Here is a 20,872-nt window from a genome sequence, read left to right on the forward strand (position 1 = left end):
TATCATAGACAAGAGCGCAAAATTTACAGTGTCTAATGAAGTTCTTAGTGAATGCTTAAGGTATGGCCAGGTTAGAGTATTTGCGTTTAATTACCTAGATTATCTATTGTGGAAAGATACTGAGTTACTTCAAGAAACAAAATCTAAATTTAGGTTTAGTTTCAAAAGTTCTGTTGAGCACTTTTCACCTCAAACCTCTAGAGTTAATGAGATATTATCTGAAACTGATTTACATGGGTTCGGAAATTTATGTTTAATGAGTATTAGTGAGAACTCGTCTTTAAGTAATGACACTCCTAAGCAAAAGGCTGAGATATTAGAGAGTCAGCGTAACAAGATGGCTCCATTAAGCTTGAAATTAGAGCTGATGATTGCAACACTAGGAGATAAATTATGGAACGATGAATCCATAAAAGCACATAAAAATAAAGTATTTGAGGTTTTGAAGGAAGATATTGAATCAGCACTATGAGTTCTGAAAGTGACATTATCTAATGGAAAGCTAACAAGACCCGTAGGTATGTCTATGGTGATACACTAAGTTTTTATAGTGTTTAAGAGATATAACCTTCAAAAAAGCCAGACAGCTTAAGCTGTCTGGCTTTTTTGAAGGTAAAAATTTATTTATTTTCTTTATTCGTCCGCCATAAAGCATGCTCACATATCGAACATAACCAACTGTCTTTTGCTCGCATATAAGGGATATCTGCTGGCACTTCAATCGGACAAGCATAACCGCAGTACTCACATACAACATCGTCCAAGTAAGCATAACACTGAGCGACTTTCTCAAAGAATACTTGAGGACTTACCTCATACTTCTCACAAAGCATTTTCACATGTTTAATAAAGCCGCTCTGATTATCATATGCCCAGTAATCCTCACACATTTTGATATCATATGGGCTCTGCGTCATATTAGGCTGAAGTTTTACACTCATAATACTCTCCTCAGTAGTTGCCATAATCAGAGTACGGTAGTAGCTCATAAAGCTCGCCCTGAAGCTGACAACGCATATCCTCAATTACAACCAAGACTCGAGTCTAAGCGCTTCTGCACCCATACACGCATCGCCATATCATTATTAAAGCACCGCTTTACTCCCAAGAAGTGTGCTAGGTTATAACCCGATGAAATGTACAACTCACGCATCAATGCATTGGCGATAAGATTTGCATCTGCACTGATTGCACTATCAGGTTTAAACTCACCAAACAGTTCTTCATAATTGATGATTTTCATTGCGACGTCTCCTTTTCAGTTTGTGCATTAGAGCTATTCGATGCACTGGTTAGCTTCTTCTTGCTCGCCAGTAGCAAGTTATCCATCGCTGAGCCATCTTGACGGGTGATATCAGGCACATAGCGGCTATACACTCGAAACAGCATCTCTGTACTACTGTGACCCATCTGCCTAGCAATCCACTCAGGGTTCTCACCAGCAGTGAGCCAAAGCGTGGCTGCTGTATGCCGAGTCTGATAAGCACGCCTGTGTTTCAAACCGAGTAGGGCAAGGGTGGGTTTCCATACCCGTCTATTCACATTACGATACTCCATCGGGTTGCCCTGTGAGTTGCAAAATACGAACTCTGATTTACCGTAGGTGCGTGCCTTCTGCTCTAGTAGGGCATCGTAGACCAACTGTGATATCGCAATATCGCGTTGTGAGCCTAATGTTTTAGTCGGACCCATCTCACCATCAACTAATGCCTCTCTTATACTAATCTCACGGCGATCAAAATTAATGCAATCCCACTTCAGCCCATCTATTTCACTGGTACGCATTCCTGTAAAGAAGCGAATAGTGTAGTAGGGCTTATAGTCAGCTCGAACATGCTTTAAAAACAGCCATACCTCAGCCAGGGTAAAAGGGTTTACATCTGGACGAGCTTGTTTGAGATTCTTAATATTTTTATAAGGCGTCTCAAACTCATGGCGATCTGATGCTTCTTCTAGTATCATACGAAGAAGTATCATGATCTGATTGATCCGTGCTACTGACAGACTTGACTGACCATTTTTACCGTAACGAACTTTGGCGAGAGAGCTACGGAAGGTTAGCAAGTCTGATTTTTTTATGGCATGTATCGCTTTGCCACCAAATTCAGGTAACAAATACTTATTCAGAATAATCTGTATCTTTTGCCGATAGCTCGGCCGCCATTCAATTTTCTTCTCTTCGTAAAAAATCTCTGCAAACTGCTCAAAGGTCGGATTGCGACTGATACAAGCTTCGGCTCTATCAGCCAGTGCCGTCATTTCTTTTAAACGTGTACTCTTTGGAAAGTAAGCGCCATAGTCAAAGATGCCTAGGGTTATTTCTGCATCTATCTTTTTCAAAACAGTCGCTAATTTTTTTCTGTTAGCTGGATTATCTTCTAAGCTAGTCTTTTCTCGACAACGTATACCTAGGTAGTAGAAATCGGCAATTAGTTTGCCAAACCGTTTTTGTATAGTAGCCATGATACATCTCCCTCTATTATTGAAGTGCCATACCGTTGATAGCGCTCATAACCGGCTTGCACATATCCTCTTCGATACGCTCCCATACATACAGAATCTTACGGCCACCAAAAGGGCGTATGTAGTGAATGTTTTCAATCAAAACGGTGTCTTTCATTTGATTGCGGATAGTACGTGCGTCGTACTTGATGCGCTCAGCTAACTCATCAGTTGTTAAGTAAGTATTACTCATTGTCTTTACCTCTTTTCAGTTATTAAGTCATTGCATTAAATGATAGAATAGAAATTATTTTATCAGCCTGTAAAAATGCATCTTTGAAGTATCAGCTATTATTTACCCGCTTAAAGGTAATTAATAACCGATTTGTGTAATATATTACCTTTTTACTGCAATGTAAAGCATTTTTACCCGAAAAGAGGTAAAATTTATGATTGTGTCTAAACTCCCCGTTATTTTGGCAGAGAAAAAATTGCGTGTAGCAGATGTTGTAAGAGCAACAGGCATGAGTAAATCAACCCTTCATAAACTATATAATGAAGAGTCATCAAGAATTGATTTCAATACTATCGACCAGTTATGTGAGTTTTTAGACGTGCAGGTGGGTGACTTGTTTATCTATAAGCCAAATACTAAAGATGTGGGTGACCAGTCTTGATGACTTATAAAACTGGAAATATATGAGTAGAGAAACAGCTGTATGGCCTTGTCTAAAAGGCGCTTCAAAGTATAAAATTAAGGTTAGGGTTATTTTTTTATATTTACTTTTCTCTGTTTTGGTCACGCTATAAGCTAATTGTAAAAAAGCAGGGAAAAGGAAAAGCGATTCTAAGAAATATTTTCTTAGAATCGCTTCTTATAAAGGTAGGAATAGTCAGTTGGGGTCAATTACAAAATTAGTATTTATAGCGTGGGCACGAAATGGTCACGGTGCTGATTTTGAGTCTTTTATCTCGTTAGATTAACTTAATAGTTTGATTGGTCAATAAGATATAAAAACGCTGTAGCCCCTGAAAATCAGACAAAAAAAAGCCTCACTGTTAAGTGAGGCTTTTTAAGTATTTGGAGCGGGAAAAGAGATTCGAACTCTCGACCCCAACCTTGGCAAGGTTATGCTCTACCACTGAGCTATTCCCGCTAATTATCAATTAACTATCGTCAGTTGATGAAGGCGTATTATACGCAGTTTTTTTAGGGTGTCAACACTTATGACGAAAAAAGTTGAAGTTATTAAAATAGGCATGTCTTCTGGTTATAGATGTATGTTATAACGGTTTATTATAATATGTATTCCAAAAGCTTTGAGTGCATAAATAAGCTGGGACGCACTTTATAATTTAATCTCAATTACATTCACAGTTATCAATACTTACAAAGATAAGTTACAAGGATAAAAAATGAGTCAACAATATACCATCGCTGATTATTTGTTTGATCGTGTCGCAGAAGCGGGTGCATCTGAGATATTTGGCGTACCTGGTGATTTCAATTTAACTTTTTTGGATAATATTCTCGCCTCTGACAAGCTGCGTTGGGTGGGTAATACCAATGAGCTAAACGCAGGCTATGCTGCTGATGGCTATGCACGTGAGCGTGGGTTTGCCACTATGGTGACGACTTTTGGTGTAGGCGAGCTGTCAGCGATTAACGCAACCGCAGGTTCTTTTGCTGAGTATGCGCCTGTATTGCATATCGTAGGTGCGCCCAGCACAGCCTTACAAGACTCAAAGCGTCGTATTCATCATTCGCTTGGTGACGGCGTATTCAATCATTTCATCAAGATGGTTGAGCCAGTGACCGTGGCACGAGCGCAGATTACCCCTGAAAATGCTGCCTCAGAAATTGATAGAGTAATTCGCTTGATTCTCAAAAAGCATCGCCCGGGCTATCTATTACTATCACCAGACGTCGCGCGTCAGCCCATCTATCCACCAACGACTAAGCTGATCGATAGCCAAGAAGATATTACCAGCCAAGCCGCATTGTCAGACTTTAAACAAGCACTAACAGAGTTTTTGCCAAATAAGACCACCACACTAATGGCAGATTTGATGGTGCATCGTTTGGGGTTACAATCACAGCTCAAAGCATTGATCGCTGATACAGATATCCCTTATACCACGCTATCTTGGGGTAAGACGCTACTCGATGAAAATAGCAATCGTTGGGCAGGCACTTATGCGGGTGTTGCTTCGCGTCCAATTGTGAAAGATGCGGTAGAAAACTGCGAATGCCTCATCAAAGTAGGGGTGCAATATACCGACACCACCACCGCAGGATTTAGCCAAGATATCAATGAAGATGTGGTCGTAGACTTACATTATGAACGTGCTTCCATTAGTGGTAAGAATTTTGCACCGATTGCGCTAAAAGATGCATTGCAAGCTCTGCATGAAGTGATGACCTCTGGCATTAACATCGTACCGAAACCTTTCTGTGAAGAAGTTAAGCCGTACGAACAAAAAGGTAAAGACAGTGAGTCTATTCGCCAAGATGACCTATGGCATATTATCGCTGACCGCTTAGATCACAATAACTTGGTATTTTCTGAACAAGGAACGGCCTATTTTGGTATCAGTGATGTGCGCCTGCCAGAAGGGGTGACATCATATGGGCAGCCCATGTGGGGGTCGATTGGTTACACGTTGCCTGCCAGCTTGGGCGCGGCGATTGCGTCACCAGATAAACGCAGTGTGTTATTGATTGGTGATGGTTCAGCATTGCTGACTGTGCAAGAATTGGCAGTAATCATTCAAGAGCGCATCAACCCTGTAATCGTCTTAGTCAATAACGATGGCTATACGGTAGAGCGCGCAATTCATGGTGAGAACCAGTATTATAATGACATTCCTAAATGCGACTGGTAGATTATGCCACAAGCATTTGGCGCGACAGAAGAAAATAGCGTATTACTCAGAGCAGAGACAGCAGGCGAGCTAAAGTCTGCTTTTGACAAAGCTGCCGAGACGACTGATAAGCTTGTGATGATTGAGGTAATTGCAGACAAGCATGATATACCGCCATTGCTAGCAGATATTAGCGCGGCGCTAAAACCAAAAAAAGACTAGGTAATTTGTAAAAGTCCGCTTGATAGAAGTAAACAGCCCCATTTAGCACCATAGCTAGATGGGGTTTTTTGTGTTTTTTTATTATACGGTTTAATTAATCAGTGTTTGCTCTTATGTCAGTTTGCAGACTTTAGTATCATGGCGGATTGGGCTACGTTCAGCCTTTATACTCAACAGGAGATAGACCCGTCGTGATTTGGTTAAAAATGCTTATCGGCGCATTGATGGTACTGGCAATTCAACTATTTGCCCAAACCAGATTTTTCTATTTGGCCGCACTTGCGCCATTATTTCCCACTTTTACGTTAATCAGTCACTTTATCGTTGGCACTGAGCGCAGTCCTGCTGATTTAAAGATCGCGCTGATATTTAGTATGCTTGGTGTCATACCGCATTTGATTTATACCTTTGTGGTGTTTTTTAGCATCAGCTATATGAGTTTATACAAGGCACTGCTATTAGGCGTGGTCGCTTGGACGATTGCGGCCGCTATTTTGGTACTGACATGGCAGTACATTCAGGGCTAAGTATTATTAAGGTGTAAACTCTTTCAGCACAGCCACAGCATTTGATGAGTTTTGCTTTGGTATTTGAGCGTTTTTACTTGAAGTGTTTTTTATCGATTTAGTATTGGCCGCTAGTCCTGACGATGATACTAATATCATCACAAATAATTGCCATTCATATTTTGAATAACGGCCGCTTATGTTAGGCTCACTGGTGTAATATCTACTAACAGCAAGATAATGAAAACAATATCGCAATCAAATACGATTCTGAATAATAAAAAATAGGGCTCAAAAAAAATGGATACCTTGAATATCCTGTATCTGGTAGGCGCAGTATTAATATTCGCCAGTATCATGGCGAGTACGTTATCGGCTCGTTTAGGCGTACCATTGTTGTTGCTGTTTTTGATAGTGGGTATGTTGGCAGGCGAGCAGGGGATCTTGGGTATTGAGTTCTCTCAATATGCGCTAGCCAATTTCGTTGGGCAGGCAGCTTTAGCCTGTATCTTGTTAGATGGTGGTTTACGTACATCCTTCAAGTCTTTCCGAGTGGGTCTAAAACCTGCGATTACCCTAGCCACGTGGGGTGTGCTGGTCACAGTCATGGTGCTAGGGGTGTTTGTCACTTGGCTGCTCGATGTCGATTGGCGCTTTGGTTTACTGATGGCAGCAATTGTCGGTTCAACCGATGCGGCAGCGGTATTCTCTCTATTGCGTAATGGCGGCGTCAAGCTTAACGACCGTGTACAAGCCACGCTCGAATTAGAATCTGGTGCCAACGATCCCTTAGCTATTTTATTAGTCACTGGTCTTATCGCTTTGAATGTGGACCCTGCGGGTCAGACGGTGTTTGGTTTTTTGGTTTTATTGCTGCAGCAGCTGAGTTTTGGGCTAGGCATGGGCCTATTGTTCGGTTATTTTTTATCTCGATTATTACCAAAAGTGCATTTGGCAGAAGGGATGTACGCCATTTTGATCCTCTCCGCTGGCTTGGCTGTATTCGCTGCGACCAATCTCATTGGCGGCAGTGGATTCTTGGCGGTATACCTTACAGGTGTGTTAATCGGTAACCATAAGGTCCGCTCAACGGAGCATGTCATGCGAGTGATGGACAGCTTTGCTTGGTTGTCTCAAGCGGTACTGTTTGTGGTGCTAGGGCTATTGGTCACCCCGTCAAATGTACTCAATGTCTGGCATTATTCAGTGGCGATAGCGCTCTTTATGATCTTTGTGGCGCGTCCTATTGCCGTCTATACCAGCGTCAAACCATTCAAATTTAAAGACAGAGAAATTGGGTTTATCTCTTGGGTCGGTTTGCGCGGAGCAGTGCCTATTACCTTGGCGATTTTACCCGTCATGGCTGGGATAGATAACGCATTTATGCTGTTTGATATTGCCTTTGGTGTCGTGGTTCTCTCACTAATTTTGCAAGGTACGACTATTCCTACAATGGCAAACTTGTTTAAAGTACGTATTCCAACGAATAAAGACCCTAAAGAAGAACATGAGGTTTGGGTATCAGATAAGGCCAGTATCACGCTGTACGAGTTTGAGGCAAAGTCAGGCGCATTTGCCATTGGGCGTCATCCGATGGGTATCTCGAAAGGTATCAACCCTGACGAAATCAGTGTCTTTGCGCTAGTGCGAAACCAACAAATCGTAGTGGTCGATGACAGTACAAAGTTAAAGTTCGGCGATAGTGTCTGGTATGCCATGAGAGGCAATCACGCTAGCAAAATTGCCAAGATTTTTAATGACACAACATTAGATCGCAAAGCTATCGATGATTTCTATGGTGACTGGCTGTTATCACCCAGTGTGAAGCTTGGTGACTTGCCATTTTTTACAGGCATCATGGCGTCTGAAACGCTGGTAAAAACATTAAAAACATCCGATGAAGACAGTGCAAAAAATATGTGGGAGCAAACGGTAGCAGAGTATGTGAAGTCACATCTAGGTACCGCGCCAGTATCAGGCGATACCGTTGTAATAAGTGATGAATGGTCATTAGTTATCAAGGAAGTTGATGATAAAGGAAAGCTGAGAACCATCGGTCTAAAGTACGAAGAACCCGCAACAGGCACATCCTAGTGGCTATTACTTGTTAGAATATATGTGAATTTATTTTATAGTAAGTTCATAATTTTATTCAAAAAATCAGCAATATGTTTGTGCTGATTCTGCCGATATGCCCAATGGTGCTCGACGGCATAACTGGCTTCTTCTCGCAGTAATATTTTCATCAAACCTTCTCTTTCGTAGCGCATGGCTAGGTCACGAGGTAAATAACCAACATGGTGACCGGCAAGAATCAACTGTGCGGTTGCTTCCATATGATAAGTGGTGGCACTTAATGTTTTAGGACGTACGTGATGGATGCTAACATCCGTAATATAGCCACGCTTAATCCATGGGTAGTTTTGTTCTAAGTCTTCTAATGTCAATCCTTCTGCATTATAAAACAGCCGATGCTCACGTCCGCAGCATACCATTTGTCTTTCTACAAATGCTGGCTCAAAGGTCAGTAACGGTGGAAAACTGCCAAAATAACCAACGCCAATATCACTTTCGTTACTGAGCAGTTTTTCTAGCATGCTCTCAGGGCTTTGAACGTCGATAGAGAAGTGTATCAATGGGTTATTACGGTAGCTACTAGCAAGACGCTGTCTTAGTGCATCATAAAAAAACTTAGGCATTTGGTCGGTTAAGCACAGTCTAATATGTCCGCCATGAACGGAGTCTAGTTGCTGAATATAATGCAGCTGATGTTGAAAATTGGCGACTGATTCAGTAAAGGCGACGCAAGCCTCATAAACTGCTGCGCCATCCTCTGTCAGCTTAAATCCTGCGCGACCACGATGGCATAATGTCATGCCCAAACGATCTTCCAAATGCGTTAAATGACCACTAATCACTGAAGGTGTGACGTTGAGGCGTGTCTGAGCTGCTGTCACCCCTTTGCAGTCTACGATAGCCATAAAACTACGTAGGGTTTTTACGTCTATTTTTATCAATTCGTCTAATATCAAGAACCGTCCTCCAATAAATACGCTTTCCAACAAACTTCTGCTAATAACATATAAGTCTGCCTTACTACGAAAATTCAGAAGTTTACTTCTAAATTTTACCATGGTTCATGCTCTTATATTTATGTATTGTCAATGGTATGTAGCAAATTGTGTACTTTAATCAAATAAAGCAAGGAAGAATTTATGACATTCAATCAACCATTAAGTGGCAATGAAATGCCAAGATTTGGCGGTTTCGCTTCTATGATGCGCCTGCCAACTCAAGCCGATGCTGAAGGGCTAGATGTCGCGTTTGTTGGTGTCCCTTTAGATATTGGTGCATCTAACCGTAGCGGTGCAAGATTGGGCCCTAGACAGATTCGTGATGAGTCAAGAATGATTCGCCCTTATAACGTGGCCACTCGTGCTGCGCCTTTTGAGTCATTGCAAGTCGCTGATATCGGCGATGTCCCTATCAATACATTCAACCTGCTAAAAAGCGTTGATATCATCGAACAATTCTATACCGATAAAATCGTGAAACACGATGCCATTCCATTGACGCTAGGCGGCGATCACACTATCGCGCTACCTATCCTACGAGCACTTGCCAAGAAACATGGTCCTGTCGGTATGGTACATATCGATGCTCATGCTGATATCAATGATGATATGTTTGGCGAAAAAATCGCCCATGGCACACCATTTCGCCGTGCGGTTGAAGAGAATCTAATCGATGGTAATCGTGTGGTACAGATTGGATTGCGTGGAACAGGCTATAGCGCTGAAGAGTTTGACTGGTCAACAGAGCAGGGCTTTCGCGTGGTACCTGCTGAAGAGTGCTGGTACAAGTCACTAGCGCCATTGATGGCAGAAGTACGCGAAAAGCTAGGCGATGGCCCTGTCTACTTGAGCTTTGACATCGACGGTATCGATCCTGCGTTTGCCCCAGGTACGGGTACTGCTGAAATCGGTGGTCTGACCTCAACGCAAGGTATTGAAATTGTGCGTGGTATGCGCGGTCTGGATGTGGTTGGCGGTGATTTGGTCGAAGTATCGCCACCTTATGATCCGTTTGGTAACACCTCTGTATTGGCTGCGAACTTACTGTTTGAAATGCTATGTATCTTGCCGGGTGTGCGTTATGACGACAAGGTGAAAGCAGTTTACTAATCATTATGTCTCATCATAATAACCATAAAGGAATGGGTTATTGACAGTCTCTTATCGGTTAGGTCTGGAGCATAAAATAGCTGTATCGTCACCAGCGCATTGGCTGGTATTCATATAACTTGGTTAAGGAAGACGCTAATGAGTAAACCTTCTTCATTTTTTGGTCAAGATACGCTCTCTCCAAATGAAGCTGGACACAGCTTAGGTTCAATTGGTACGTTTGCGCTGTGGTTTGGTGCCAATATCGTAGTCACTACCATCTTAACTGGGATGTTATTAGTACCAGATCTACGATTTACCACTGCTATAACGACCGTACTCATTGGCTCTTTAATTGGTGCCATTCCACTGCTTTTGGTTGGTCTGATGGGCCAACGTACCGGCCTGCCATCGATGGCTCTGACACGTAGAGCTTATGGACCACTTGGTAGCCAGTTGATTTCACTGGTAAACATGGGTGTACTGATTGCGTGGAGCTGTATTCAGGCGCTGCTCGCTGGCATGAGTCTGAACTACGCGATTGAAGCTACTACAGGTTATAGTAATCTGCCATTGTTTGTGATTTTGTGTGAGACAGTGGTAGTGCTGATTGTATTACGTGGTCACCTTGGTATTGAACTCGTCGAACGCTGGGCGGCATTAGCGATGGCAGCACTTACCGTTATAGTGCTTTATCAGCTAAACCAACATTATGATGTATCGACACTGTTTGATATGCCAGTTGAATCGCGCAACGGCATAACTTTAGGTATTGCGTTTGATATTGTCATTGCCACTGCGTTTTCTTGGATGTCTTCAGCAGCTGATTATAATCGAAATTGTAAAACTTCAAAAATTGCCGTATGGGGTACTTATTTCGGTTATATCATGGCGGCTATCGTTGCTATGGGCTTGGGCGCTACGATATCAGGACTTTCTATCCTAAACGGTATAGAACAGACTTACGATCCGACGCGTTTGCTAGCTGACTTCGGTTTTGGGTTGCCAGCTGCTCTAGTTATCTTCTTTTCGGTTATGACTACTAACGTTATGGCAGTGTATAGTGCAACGCTATCCTGCATGAATATCGCGCCTAATATGAGTTTTTGGAAACCTGCACTTATCATTGGTTTAGTCACTATTTTTGGTGCACTGGTTCCAGGTATTTTAGATCAGTTCCAAAACTTCTTATTGATCGTAGGTGCACTGTTTATCCCAGCATTTTCAGTCATGATTGTTGATTTTTATCTTGTTGGGCAAGAAGGCTATACGGCAAATCTGCTTGATTCGACCAAGCAATTAGGCCGTCCTACTGCAAAGATTGCTATCGCAGCATATCTAATTGGTGCAGCACTCGCCGCATACTGGACCCTGATAGCACCTCCATCTTTTGGCGCCTCATTACCTGTCTTTATCATCACTGGTGGGCTTTACTGGTTAGGTGCGACTTTGTTTACTCGTCCTAATAGCGCTGCTACGCCAGCTGAAAAGGAAACGTCATTATGAGATTGATGATTGCTCAAACCAATCCTGTGCTAGCGGAAGCGGCTAATAATTTAGAAGCTTTAGAGTTATTGTGTCGCACAGCAGCAGAAGCGAAAGTGGATCTACTGGCGCTCCCTGAGCTAGCTTTCACAGGCTACAATATTTTTGAACGCCTTGATGATTTGGCTGAGTCTATCGATGGTCCAATCGTGACTGAAGCAGTTAGGCTTGCTGATAAATACAACTTGCATTTGCTATTCGGTTTGGCTGAACGGCAGTCTAGTGGCAAGCTGGCTAATGCTGCCATACTGCTAGATGATAATGGACAACACCTAGCGACTTACCATAAACGGCATTTGTGGGATCGCGAAAACGAGTTTTTCATAGCTGGTCAGCAATCTTGTGTGGTTGATACTCGTTTTGGCAAATTAGGATTAATGATTTGCTACGATAATGAGTTCCCAGAAGTGGCAAGAGAACTGGCACAAGCTGGGGCAGAGGTCATACTGTCACCTACCGCAAATATGCTACCAAACACAGAACGGCAAGTATTACAAATTCGCGCTCGGGCAATGGATAACCAATGCTTTGTCGCTTGCATCAATCGCTCAGGCGTAGAAGACACGCTCCATTACTGCGGCAATAGCATCGTCGCTGGTCCTGATGGTGAAGTGGTCGGTAGACTTGGTTTGACCGCTGGCACGATGATAGTAGATATCGATCTTGCCTGTATTGACGAGAGCCGCACGCACCAAAACTATTTTCAAGATCTGCGTATTTTTAATGATGCTCATATCGTTAATGGAGAGGACTCATGAGTGAACAATCATTACCACGTATCAAACCAGAAAACTGGTATCGAACCACCACGCTCAGTGATGGTGTTACGCTCATTGACGAGCCGTGGATTAAGCCATTTTTCCGTTGTAACTTGTGGCACGTACGGGGGAGTCAACGCGATTTATTAGTAGATTTTGGGTTAGGTGCTGTACCATTGCGCCGCCATGTCGCTTTGCTCGCTGATCGCGATATCGTTGGTGTTGCCAGTCACACTCATTTTGACCACATTGGTGCAGCAAACGAGTTTGATTGCTGTCATGTACATTCTGCTGAAGCACACATCTTAGCCGAACCAGACAACGCTCGTACTTTAGCAGATATGTTTGTCAACGATGAGATGTTTGATGCGCTGCCTCCTGAGCCTTATGCTCACTGCGGCTATAAAATCGCTGCACCAGCGAAAATTATGCAGCTTGAAGATGGTGACGTGATTGATTTGGGCAATCGTCAGTTTGAAGTGATTCATACGCCGGGTCATTCTCCAGGTGGTATTGCCTTGTGGGAAGCTGCTAGCGAAACGCTGATTTCTGGTGACCTTATCTATGATGGCCCATTAATTGAAGATACGTGGCACAGCAATATGTCTGACTACGCCAAGAGCATGCGCCGCTTAAATGCACTACCAGTGCGAGTCGTTCATGGTGGTCATTTCCCTAGCTTTTCAGGTAAACACTTAAACATCATGATTGATGATTGGTTACGGCATCATGACTTGTAATGAATAGCACTTAATAACGATTAAAAATAAACCATTAGCCAATATAAAAATCTTAACTTAATACTAATTATATTTTTCAGGATGACCAACTCATGACCCAATTGACGCAAACGTCTTCTACATTATCAGAAACCACTTCTCTAACCTGCGGTGAGCTACTGGTACAGTGGCTAGAGTACTATGGGGTAGAGACTGTCTTTGGCATCCCTGGCGTACACACGGTAGAGCTGTATCGCGGCTTGCCTAGTACCAATATTCGTCATGTGACGCCGCGTCACGAGCAGGGCGCTGGGTTTATGGCGGATGGCTACTACCGCGCTTCTGGCAAGGTCGGGGTTTGTTTTATTATCACGGGTCCCGGCATGACCAATATTATGACGGCGATGGCTCAAGCACTGGCTGATTCGATACCGATGTTGGTCATCTCTAGTGTCAATAAAGTTAAAGACACGGGTAGCGGTGAAGGACATCTACATGAGTTGCACGATCAGCAGGGCATGGTCAGTAAGGTTGCACTTACTAGCAAAACCATTTGGCAACCTGAATCGCTACCGACAGTGATTGCCGAAGCCTTTGCTCTATTTAATGGTGCACGTCCGGGACCAGTCCATATTCAGTTGCCTATCGATATCATCACCGCTGATGCCAGTCACGTCGCTAAGCCGCCTACTTTAAATGCTGCCGCAACTGACCAAGTCGATACAAATAGCTTGAGCTTGCCACAGGTTGCCAGACCACTACCGAATCCTGCGCAATTAGATTTGATTGTACAGTCACTAAAAACTGCGAAAAACCCTGTAATACTTTATGGAGGCGGCTGTGTCGATGTCGATCACGATGCACAGCGATTGGCAGAGCTGATAGATGCGCCAACGTTTTTGACGATTAATGCCAAAGGTTTGCTGCCACCTAGTCATCCATTAAGTTTGGGTAGCAACCAGTCATTAGACGCAGGTCGAGCCGTAATTACCGAAGCAGATTGGGTGCTAGCGATTGGTACTGAGCTTGGTGAGACTGACTATGATGTGTTCTTTAATGGTGAGTTCAAGATAAATGGCACGCTGGTACGTATCGATTGTGATGCCCAGCAACTGCAGCGTCCATTTAGAGCAGATATTGCGGTACTGTCCGATGCACAGAGGGCGATTAGTGGTCTATGTAGCCGCTTAGAACATCAGACCTTAGATCATCAAGCACTGTCACGTGTCAATGAGGCAAAACAAGCCATCTTGCAGGATGTAACGACAGATTTTGCTGGTCAAAATGCATTATTAAAGCTGATCAGAGACGAGGTGAAAGACGTCATTTTCGTTGGTGATTCAACGCAGCCTGTCTATAGCGGTAACCTTGGCCTTGAAGCCTTAGCGACGCGTAAATGGTTTAACTCATCGACAGGTTTTGGCACCTTGGGTTATGGCTTGCCTGCTGCTATCGGAGCCATGGTTGGTTCAAACTTACCTGTCGTCAGCTTGATGGGCGATGGCGGTATTCAATTTACGATTGCCGAGCTCATCTGTGCAGCCGAGCTTGAGCTACCATTGATTGTCTTATTATGGAACAACCAAGGCTACGGCGAGATTCGTCGTTATATGGAAGAGGGCGGTTTACCACTGATTGGTGTCAATATTAAAACGCCAAACTTTGAGCCACTAGCGGCAGGGTTTGGGGCTGGCTATCGCAGAATCACCGATAAGCAGCAACTATTAACCGCATTAAAAACAGACACTAAGGGTAAACAGCCAATCATTTATGAGATTGATGAAGCAGATGATTTTTTAAAGGAGATGGCTGAGACAGTCACTTATTTTAGTTAAGAGTGCTGATATTCATAACTTCATAAAATGATAAACGCTGATTACGCAAGGAAGTAGGTTCATGCCGCCAAACGCTAAAAAATGGTCAGAAGACAGAGACGAGCAAATATCGTGTTTGTTGACCGACCTTGCGGCTGTTGTTGGCACGAACAACCTATTAACAAAGTCAAGCCAGCAGCAATCCTATGTACAAGGTGCGATTGAAGCCATCACAGACGCTACCGTAGCAGTTGTGATACCGAACTCTCTAGTGGCACTATGGCGCGTCATTAATATCTGTGCAGCTGCCGATGTGATTATTATTGCTCAAGCGGCCAATACCGGCCTAACAGGTGGCTCAACTCCGAACGGAGACTATGATCGACCGCTAGTAGTGATATCTATGCAGTCATTGGGCGGCGTGCATTTACTCCATGATGCAGCAGAGCTGGTTGCTTTGCCAGCCGCTACTTTGCAGCAATTAGAGTCTATCCTTGCGCCATTAGGGCGTGAGCCGCACTCAGTATTAGGCTCTAGTTGTGTTGGCGCGTCGGTGATTGGCGGTATTTGTAATAGCTCAGGCGGGATGCTAGTACAGCGTGGGCCTGCATATACTGAGATGGCATTATTTGCTAGACGCAATGCATCAGGAGCGTTTGAGTTAATCAATCATTTGGGGCTAGATTTGGGGTCGCATCCAGAAGAAATGCTAGAGAACTTGCAAGCTGGCACATTTAGCCAAGCCTCAAACAGCACAAGTAGCATTCAAGCTTGTACAAACCAGCATTATCAACACAAAGTTCGTGATTGTGAGGCAACGACACCTGCTCGATTTAACAATGACCCTAATGGTTTGTATGAAGCGTCTGGTTCCGCGGGTAAGGTTATTGTATTTGCGGTGAGGGTAGCGACCTTTGCCAAACCGCAGCGAGAGCAAACGTTTTATATCTCGACCAATGATGCGGATACTTTAACCACACTCAGAACACAATGGTTAAAGAGTGAGCTCACGCTGCCTGTTTTGGCTGAGTATATGCATGGGGATTACAACGATATCACGATGCACTATGGTCGAGACACTTGTCTAAGTATGCGAAAGCTGCCTGCCAATAAAATAGGTGCGTTATATCGATTGCAGGCAAAGATTGGCTATTATTTGAATAAATGGCATCTGCCAAAGACGCTACCAGATCGGATATTGCAACTATCATCGAGATTTATGCCGCCATCGTTGCCTGAGTCTTTGAGTACACAAGCGCTCGCATATAAATATCATTTGATTATAAAAGTCGCAGATGGCATTGATGGCGGCAACAATATCACCGCTGCGCAGGCGTTTTTGCAAAACCATCTACAGCAGTATCAAAGTACGCTGCATGTATGTACAGCATCTGAATCGCAGTCACTATTGGTATTTCGCAGTGCCGCGACCGCTGCCATGTTTCGCTATTACGATTTAAGCCGAGATAAATTAAGCCAAGATAAATTAAGCCAAGATAAATTAAGCCAAGATAAATTTGGCGAGCTGTTATCGACTGATATTGCTTTACCTAGAAACGCTGTAGATTGGGATGAGGCTTTACCTGATTCCTTACAAAAACAAGTCAGCAAAACTTTTTATTTGGGGCATTTTTTCTGTCATGTTATGCACCAAGACTATTTATTGAAACCTAATATCAATGCCAAGCAGTTCAAGGATGAGTTGCTGGCATTTTATGACCAACGTCATATCGAGTATCCGGCGGAGCACAATGTGGGGCATGTGTACCCTGCTAAAACCGAACTACATTATTTTTATAAAAAACTGGATCCAACCAATTCGCTAAATCCAGGTATTGGTCAGACAGAGAAATGGAAAAACTGGCAATCATCGCCCATTAAGGAGAAGTTAAATGACGAATGCTATTGATAAATCGCAGCAGCCGATTTTAGGTAATAATACTGTCGACCCTGAAACGCCGCAGGCAGGACAATGGCGCGCTGCCATGTGGAAATTTTTATTATTTTCAGCGTTGGGTATTGGGTTATTTATCATACCGTTCCAGTGGGATGGTAAAGTCACCATTTTATTGGGTGTATTGACCGATACGCTGCAGGCAGGGCTAGGTAGTTTTGTGGCTTATATCACCATGGCAATCGTGTCTGTCTCCTTTATCGGTGCTCTGGCGGTTAAGGTATTAAAGCCCAACCTAAAAGAAAATTCATTAGCAAAAAATCTCTTTGATGTCGATTGGTTTTGGTTGACCACGCGATTTTTGGGCATGCTATTTGTTTGGATGATTTATCTACAGGTTGGCCCTGAGTTTATTATCAATCGTAATACGGGTGGCGTCATTTTTGAAGATTTGATTCCCATTCTGATTCCATTATTTTTCTTTGCCATTTTGTCACTACCATTTTTGACTGATTTTGGTTTGATGGAGTTTTTGGGTACTTTAGCCAGTAAGATATTCATCAAGCTGTTTAAATTGCCAGGTCGTTCTGCTGTCGATGCCATGTCTTCTTGGTTTGGCGCTGCGTCTATCGGCCTTCTAGTCACCATGCAACAGTATGACAAGAGTTTCTACAGCCAGCGTGAAGCGTCTGTCATCGCTACCACCTTTTCAGTGACCTCTATCGCCTTTACCTACGTAGTGGCCAAAACCATCGGTGTAGACAATAACTTCGTTTACTTCTATTTGACTATTGCCCTAACAGGATTTATCGCTGCGATCATCATGCCGCGTATACCGCCATTATCACTTAAACCTGATACATATCACGCTGGCAAGAGCATGCTGGACGAGGGTATTCCTGCACAGTACACCACTTATCAATGGGCGCTCAATCGTGCCGTCACTCGCGCACACTCTATGCCCAGCCTAGGTTATGTGTTTAAGCGCAGCGTTGGTAATTTGTTTGATATCTATTTTGGGTTGATCCCTGTTATTTTTGCTATCGGAACCATTGGTCTTGGTTTGGCAGAGTACACGCCTGTCTTTAACTGGTTAGCGACACCGCTCGTACCACTGCTTGAATGGCTACAGATTCCAGAGGCTGCAAAAGCAGCACCAGCAATGATTATGGGCTTTGCAGATATGTATTTACCCGCTTTGGTCGGTAAAAGTATCGAGAGTGAGATGACACGGTTTATCGTTGGTGCTTGCTCCATCACACAGATTATCTACATGTCTGAAGTTGGTGCGCTGATCTTGAAATCAAACATTAAGTTAAATGTACTAGAGCTGTTCATAATCTTTATGTTTCGTACGCTTATTAGTTTGGTGGTTATTACATCAGTGGCGCACCTATTGTATTAACCATAATACTGTACTAACCACAAGATTGTATTAGCCGCAGATACAGGGCTAAAAAACATCTAGCCTAACAGTAAGATATAAATAATCGGTTTTTCTGTCATCAGATAAACCGATTATTTAATTAACTATATTACGCACATAAAGACAATTTTATTAAAAATATAAGGCGATTGTTCACTATGGAAATGTTGAAATCTACTGAGCTGACCAGAGAAGCTGCTAGTCAAACCGCTCAAAATAAAGTTGTACTAAATGCCGCTTATATCAATGGTGACTGGGTCACGATTACAGCGCCTGCAACTGATACTGATAATGCCGATTCTAGTAAAACAAATAACCATGCTTTGTATGATCCAAACTCGGGTGAGGTGATTGCAACGACGCGCTTATGCACCAGTGTCCATGTAGCGCAGGCAGTCGAAGCCGCTGATATAGCGTTTGCTAGCTGGTCACAAACCGCTGTAAGCGAGCGTGCGCACTATTTAAATGCGATTGCAGACGCTATGGAACAGCAGTTCGACAAATTGGTTGGGCTATCTGTATTAAACAACGGCAAGCCAATTGAAGAGGCAAAGATAGACGTCGGTGATGCCATTGATTGCTATCGTTACTATGCCAATCTCATTATAGATCAGGCAACATGGTCTGAGGTATCAACGCTTGAGTCGGGCATACGCTTACTAAAGACATACGCGCCAGTGGGTATTTGTGCGCTGATTACCCCTTGGAATTTCCCTATGGTAACAACCTCTTGGAAGCTAGCACCTGCACTAGCGGCAGGTTGTACGGTGATATTAAAACCGTCTGAGGTGACATTATTACCAGAGCTCATGCTAGGTAATATCTTATCGGAGATAGGCTTGCCACAAGGGGTAGTCAATATCTTACCGGGTGCGGCTGAAGTAGGCACTGCTATGACCAGTCATCCGCTGATTGATAAAGTCTCGTTTACAGGCAGTAATGTCGTTGGTGAAAAGGTCATGGTTCAAGCAGCAAAGGGTATCAAAGATATCAGCCTAGAGCTGGGTGGTAAGTCCGCCATTGTCGTATGTGCAGATGCTGATATTGATTACGCTTGTGATTTAATCATTGGCGGGATATTTACCAATGCAGGTCAGATATGCTCAGCTACTTCACGTTTGGTTGTGCATCAAGATATCGCTGAACAGCTGTATGAGGCTTTAAAAATTAAAACAACAAGTCTGAAAATCGGTGATGGTTTTGCGGCAGATACGCTACTAGGTCCATTAGTGAACGAGCAGCAATTGAATCAAGTCAAAAAATACTTTGATATTGCCACTGCTGAAAACCTTGCTTGTCTGACTGGTGGCGAGTTAGCGACCGGATCTGGGTATTTTGCTATGCCGACTGTCTATACCAATGTACCGACGACCAGTCAGTTATGGGTGGAAGAAGTATTTGGTCCTGTATTAGTCAGTACAACTTTTACCGACGACGCAGAAGCTATTCGACTAGCCAATGATAGTAAATTTGCTCTAGCAGCGACTATTGTTAGTGCCGATGAAACTGCTGCACTTGAGATGGCGCTACAAATTAAAGCAGGACATATCTGGATTAACGAGCAACAAATCGTACTGCCAGAAGCAGGATGGGGCGGATTTAAGCAAAGCGGCATTGGCCGGGAGCTGGGCGGCGATGGTTTATCCGCTTATCAGAAGAGCAAGCATGTATTGTTGACCGATTGATTAGATGGTCTCTATCCCCTGTAGAAACCATTGGCTAGCTATCAGCATGGTTATCGAATGATTGTTGATAGCTAGTATTACGTTTGTTTACTAGAGCGTTTCTTATATTAACTTTACTGTCGCACCCATTCAGGATAAAATTGAGCAATCATTCAAGTTTCAAAGCCGTGCCCATTCTCATATGAGGTCACGGCTTTTTAAATGGGGCACATTATGTCACGCACTGCACTATACAATCGCCATGATGCCTTGGAGCGTGCGCTACAGCTTTTCTGGCAAAAAGGCTTTCATGCCACATCTTTAAAAGATATCGAGCAAGCACTTGATATGCGTCCAGGCAGTATCTATGCTGCTTTTGGTAATAAAGAAGGCCTGTTTCAAGAGTCATTAGAATATTATGCGCGTCTAGGATTGACCGAGATTGAGCGAGTGTTGAGCCACCATGACACGCCTCTATTAGGCCTTGCTGCTTATGTTCGGCAGCTTGGCGGGATTCGTGACAAGGCGTTACCAAGCCGAGCCTGTATGTTGGTTAAGAGCTTACTAGAGTTGGGTGCGCGTGAGCAAACAGCGTTAACCAAGGTAGAGATGCTGCTGTCAGGTATGGAGACACGTTTTATAGAGTGTTTTAGAGAAGCACAGAATGTGGGAGAAATGGATAAGCAGTTTGATCCGGTTAGGCTTGGACGTCGACTACAAGCGGAAGTCATGGGCCTGCGTGCCTTTGCACAACGCAGCGTAGAAAGCTCGACTATACATGCTCTTGCTGAAGATATGGCCTTATCTATAGAGGCACTGCGCCTTGATGATTCAGTAGATGTTCAATAGCGTAA

20 protein-coding genes and 1 tRNA gene are annotated in these 20,872 nt (G+C 43.5%); 15 read left to right on the forward strand and 6 right to left on the reverse strand.

Going from position 1 to position 20,872, the window contains the following annotated elements; translation table 11 throughout:
• A partial coding sequence (locus ACT3QN_RS13075; protein ID WP_444523783.1) for a GmrSD restriction endonuclease domain-containing protein occupies positions 1-472 on the forward strand: 472 nt, incomplete at its 5' end.
• Between the two features lie 148 nt (positions 473-620).
• Here the strand turns inward: ACT3QN_RS13075 and ACT3QN_RS13080 are convergent.
• The 4 genes from ACT3QN_RS13080 to ACT3QN_RS13095 all read right to left on the reverse strand — a co-directional run bounded on the left by ACT3QN_RS13080 (position 621) and on the right by ACT3QN_RS13095 (position 2,695).
• Positions 621-941 (reverse strand): hypothetical protein, encoded by a 321-nt coding sequence (locus tag ACT3QN_RS13080; protein ID WP_444523784.1) that lies wholly within the window; start codon positions 939-941, stop codon positions 621-623.
• 80 nt (positions 942-1,021) lie between these two features.
• A complete protein-coding gene (locus ACT3QN_RS13085) occupies positions 1,022-1,243 on the reverse strand; it encodes a hypothetical protein (protein ID WP_444523785.1) in 222 nt (73 codons plus the stop codon).
• Positions 1,240-2,463 (reverse strand): tyrosine-type recombinase/integrase, encoded by a 1,224-nt coding sequence (locus tag ACT3QN_RS13090; RefSeq protein WP_444523786.1) that lies wholly within the window; start codon positions 2,461-2,463, stop codon positions 1,240-1,242. Before ACT3QN_RS13090 ends, ACT3QN_RS13085 begins: the two co-directional genes overlap by 4 nt.
• A 16-nt stretch (positions 2,464-2,479) precedes the next feature.
• Positions 2,480-2,695 carry a hypothetical protein gene (locus tag ACT3QN_RS13095; protein WP_011513303.1) on the reverse strand — a complete coding sequence of 72 codons (216 nt, stop codon included), beginning with the start codon at positions 2,693-2,695 and terminating at the stop codon, positions 2,480-2,482.
• A 196-nt stretch (positions 2,696-2,891) separates the two neighbouring features.
• Between ACT3QN_RS13095 and ACT3QN_RS13100 the strand changes: the two genes are divergently transcribed.
• Positions 2,892-3,119 carry a helix-turn-helix domain-containing protein gene (locus ACT3QN_RS13100; protein WP_201600699.1) on the forward strand — a complete coding sequence of 76 codons (228 nt, stop codon included), beginning with the start codon at positions 2,892-2,894 and terminating at the stop codon, positions 3,117-3,119.
• Positions 3,120-3,524: 405 nt separating this feature from the next.
• On the opposite strand, the gene ACT3QN_RS13105 is transcribed toward ACT3QN_RS13100, so the two are convergent.
• Positions 3,525-3,599: transfer RNA gene (locus tag ACT3QN_RS13105), tRNA-Gly, on the reverse strand.
• Between the two features lie 259 nt (positions 3,600-3,858).
• Here ACT3QN_RS13105 and ACT3QN_RS13110 point away from each other — a divergent pair.
• The 4 genes from ACT3QN_RS13110 to ACT3QN_RS13125 all read left to right on the forward strand — a co-directional run bounded on the left by ACT3QN_RS13110 (position 3,859) and on the right by ACT3QN_RS13125 (position 8,129).
• Entirely contained in the window at positions 3,859-5,328 is a 1,470-nt protein-coding gene (locus ACT3QN_RS13110; protein ID WP_444529283.1) for an alpha-keto acid decarboxylase family protein, read from the forward strand.
• Positions 5,329-5,331: 3 nt separating this feature from the next.
• A complete protein-coding gene (locus ACT3QN_RS13115) occupies positions 5,332-5,529 on the forward strand; it encodes a hypothetical protein (protein ID WP_444529284.1) in 198 nt (65 codons plus the stop codon).
• A 191-nt stretch (positions 5,530-5,720) separates the two neighbouring features.
• A complete protein-coding gene (locus ACT3QN_RS13120) occupies positions 5,721-6,056 on the forward strand; it encodes a GlpM family protein (protein ID WP_444521441.1) in 336 nt (111 codons plus the stop codon).
• 279 nt (positions 6,057-6,335) lie between these two features.
• Positions 6,336-8,129: a potassium/proton antiporter gene (locus ACT3QN_RS13125; RefSeq protein ID WP_444523787.1), complete on the forward strand. Its 1,794-nt coding sequence runs from the start codon at positions 6,336-6,338 to the stop codon at positions 8,127-8,129.
• A gap of 35 nt (positions 8,130-8,164) precedes the next feature.
• On the opposite strand, the gene ACT3QN_RS13130 is transcribed toward ACT3QN_RS13125, so the two are convergent.
• Positions 8,165-9,067, reverse strand: coding sequence for a LysR family transcriptional regulator (locus tag ACT3QN_RS13130; protein WP_444529285.1), 903 nt, complete (start codon positions 9,065-9,067; stop codon positions 8,165-8,167).
• Positions 9,068-9,250: 183 nt separating this feature from the next.
• Between ACT3QN_RS13130 and speB the strand changes: the two genes are divergently transcribed.
• The 9 genes from speB (at position 9,251) to ACT3QN_RS13175 (ending at position 20,867) form a co-directional block, all read left to right on the forward strand.
• Positions 9,251-10,219, forward strand: coding sequence for an agmatinase (gene speB, locus ACT3QN_RS13135; RefSeq protein WP_444521438.1), 969 nt, complete (start codon positions 9,251-9,253; stop codon positions 10,217-10,219).
• Between the two features lie 138 nt (positions 10,220-10,357).
• Positions 10,358-11,704, forward strand: a complete 1,347-nt coding sequence (locus ACT3QN_RS13140) for a purine-cytosine permease family protein (RefSeq protein WP_444523788.1) — start codon at positions 10,358-10,360, stop codon at positions 11,702-11,704.
• Positions 11,701-12,501, forward strand: coding sequence for a carbon-nitrogen hydrolase family protein (locus ACT3QN_RS13145; protein WP_444523789.1), 801 nt, complete (start codon positions 11,701-11,703; stop codon positions 12,499-12,501). The genes ACT3QN_RS13140 and ACT3QN_RS13145 overlap by 4 nt, the downstream gene beginning before the upstream one ends.
• Positions 12,498-13,241 carry an MBL fold metallo-hydrolase gene (locus tag ACT3QN_RS13150; protein ID WP_444523790.1) on the forward strand — a complete coding sequence of 248 codons (744 nt, stop codon included), beginning with the start codon at positions 12,498-12,500 and terminating at the stop codon, positions 13,239-13,241. The genes ACT3QN_RS13145 and ACT3QN_RS13150 overlap by 4 nt, the downstream gene beginning before the upstream one ends.
• Positions 13,242-13,333: 92 nt before the next feature.
• Positions 13,334-15,055 carry a 5-guanidino-2-oxopentanoate decarboxylase gene (locus tag ACT3QN_RS13155; protein WP_444523791.1) on the forward strand — a complete coding sequence of 574 codons (1,722 nt, stop codon included), beginning with the start codon at positions 13,334-13,336 and terminating at the stop codon, positions 15,053-15,055.
• A 61-nt stretch (positions 15,056-15,116) separates the two neighbouring features.
• Entirely contained in the window at positions 15,117-16,943 is a 1,827-nt protein-coding gene (dld, locus tag ACT3QN_RS13160; RefSeq protein ID WP_444529286.1) for a D-lactate dehydrogenase, read from the forward strand.
• Positions 16,927-18,333: a YjiH family protein gene (locus ACT3QN_RS13165; protein WP_444523793.1), complete on the forward strand. Its 1,407-nt coding sequence runs from the start codon at positions 16,927-16,929 to the stop codon at positions 18,331-18,333. The genes dld and ACT3QN_RS13165 overlap by 17 nt, the downstream gene beginning before the upstream one ends.
• A 179-nt stretch (positions 18,334-18,512) precedes the next feature.
• A complete protein-coding gene (locus ACT3QN_RS13170; protein ID WP_444523794.1) occupies positions 18,513-20,039 on the forward strand; it encodes an aldehyde dehydrogenase family protein in 1,527 nt (508 codons plus the stop codon).
• Between the two features lie 213 nt (positions 20,040-20,252).
• Positions 20,253-20,867 (forward strand): TetR/AcrR family transcriptional regulator, encoded by a 615-nt coding sequence (locus ACT3QN_RS13175; RefSeq protein WP_444523795.1) that lies wholly within the window; start codon positions 20,253-20,255, stop codon positions 20,865-20,867.
• Positions 20,868-20,872 lie beyond the last annotated feature (5 nt).

It is taken from the genome of Psychrobacter sp. AOP7-C1-14 (assembly GCF_052376135.1).
Lineage (GTDB): Bacteria > Pseudomonadota > Gammaproteobacteria > Pseudomonadales > Moraxellaceae > Psychrobacter.

Bases quoted from the DNA above. Each gene is read 5' to 3' on its own strand.
- ACT3QN_RS13080 (WP_444523784.1), bottom strand. From the start codon at position 941: ATGAGTGTAAAACTTCAGCCTAATATGACGCAGAGCCCATATGATATC.
- ACT3QN_RS13085 (WP_444523785.1), bottom strand. From the start codon at position 1,243: ATGAAAATCATCAATTATGAAGAACTGTTTGGTGAGTTTAAACCTGAT.
- ACT3QN_RS13090 (WP_444523786.1), bottom strand. From the start codon at position 2,463: ATGGCTACTATACAAAAACGGTTTGGCAAACTAATTGCCGATTTCTAC.
- ACT3QN_RS13095 (WP_011513303.1), bottom strand. From the start codon at position 2,695: ATGAGTAATACTTACTTAACAACTGATGAGTTAGCTGAGCGCATCAAG.
- ACT3QN_RS13100 (WP_201600699.1), top strand. From the start codon at position 2,892: ATGATTGTGTCTAAACTCCCCGTTATTTTGGCAGAGAAAAAATTGCGT.
- ACT3QN_RS13110 (WP_444529283.1), top strand. From the start codon at position 3,859: ATGAGTCAACAATATACCATCGCTGATTATTTGTTTGATCGTGTCGCA.
- ACT3QN_RS13115 (WP_444529284.1), top strand. From the start codon at position 5,332: ATGCCACAAGCATTTGGCGCGACAGAAGAAAATAGCGTATTACTCAGA.
- ACT3QN_RS13125 (WP_444523787.1), top strand. From the start codon at position 6,336: ATGGATACCTTGAATATCCTGTATCTGGTAGGCGCAGTATTAATATTC.
- speB (WP_444521438.1), top strand. From the start codon at position 9,251: ATGACATTCAATCAACCATTAAGTGGCAATGAAATGCCAAGATTTGGC.
- ACT3QN_RS13140 (WP_444523788.1), top strand. From the start codon at position 10,358: ATGAGTAAACCTTCTTCATTTTTTGGTCAAGATACGCTCTCTCCAAAT.
- ACT3QN_RS13145 (WP_444523789.1), top strand. From the start codon at position 11,701: ATGAGATTGATGATTGCTCAAACCAATCCTGTGCTAGCGGAAGCGGCT.
- ACT3QN_RS13150 (WP_444523790.1), top strand. From the start codon at position 12,498: ATGAGTGAACAATCATTACCACGTATCAAACCAGAAAACTGGTATCGA.
- ACT3QN_RS13155 (WP_444523791.1), top strand. From the start codon at position 13,334: ATGACCCAATTGACGCAAACGTCTTCTACATTATCAGAAACCACTTCT.
- dld (WP_444529286.1), top strand. From the start codon at position 15,117: ATGCCGCCAAACGCTAAAAAATGGTCAGAAGACAGAGACGAGCAAATA.
- ACT3QN_RS13165 (WP_444523793.1), top strand. From the start codon at position 16,927: ATGACGAATGCTATTGATAAATCGCAGCAGCCGATTTTAGGTAATAAT.
- ACT3QN_RS13170 (WP_444523794.1), top strand. From the start codon at position 18,513: ATGGAAATGTTGAAATCTACTGAGCTGACCAGAGAAGCTGCTAGTCAA.
- ACT3QN_RS13175 (WP_444523795.1), top strand. From the start codon at position 20,253: ATGTCACGCACTGCACTATACAATCGCCATGATGCCTTGGAGCGTGCG.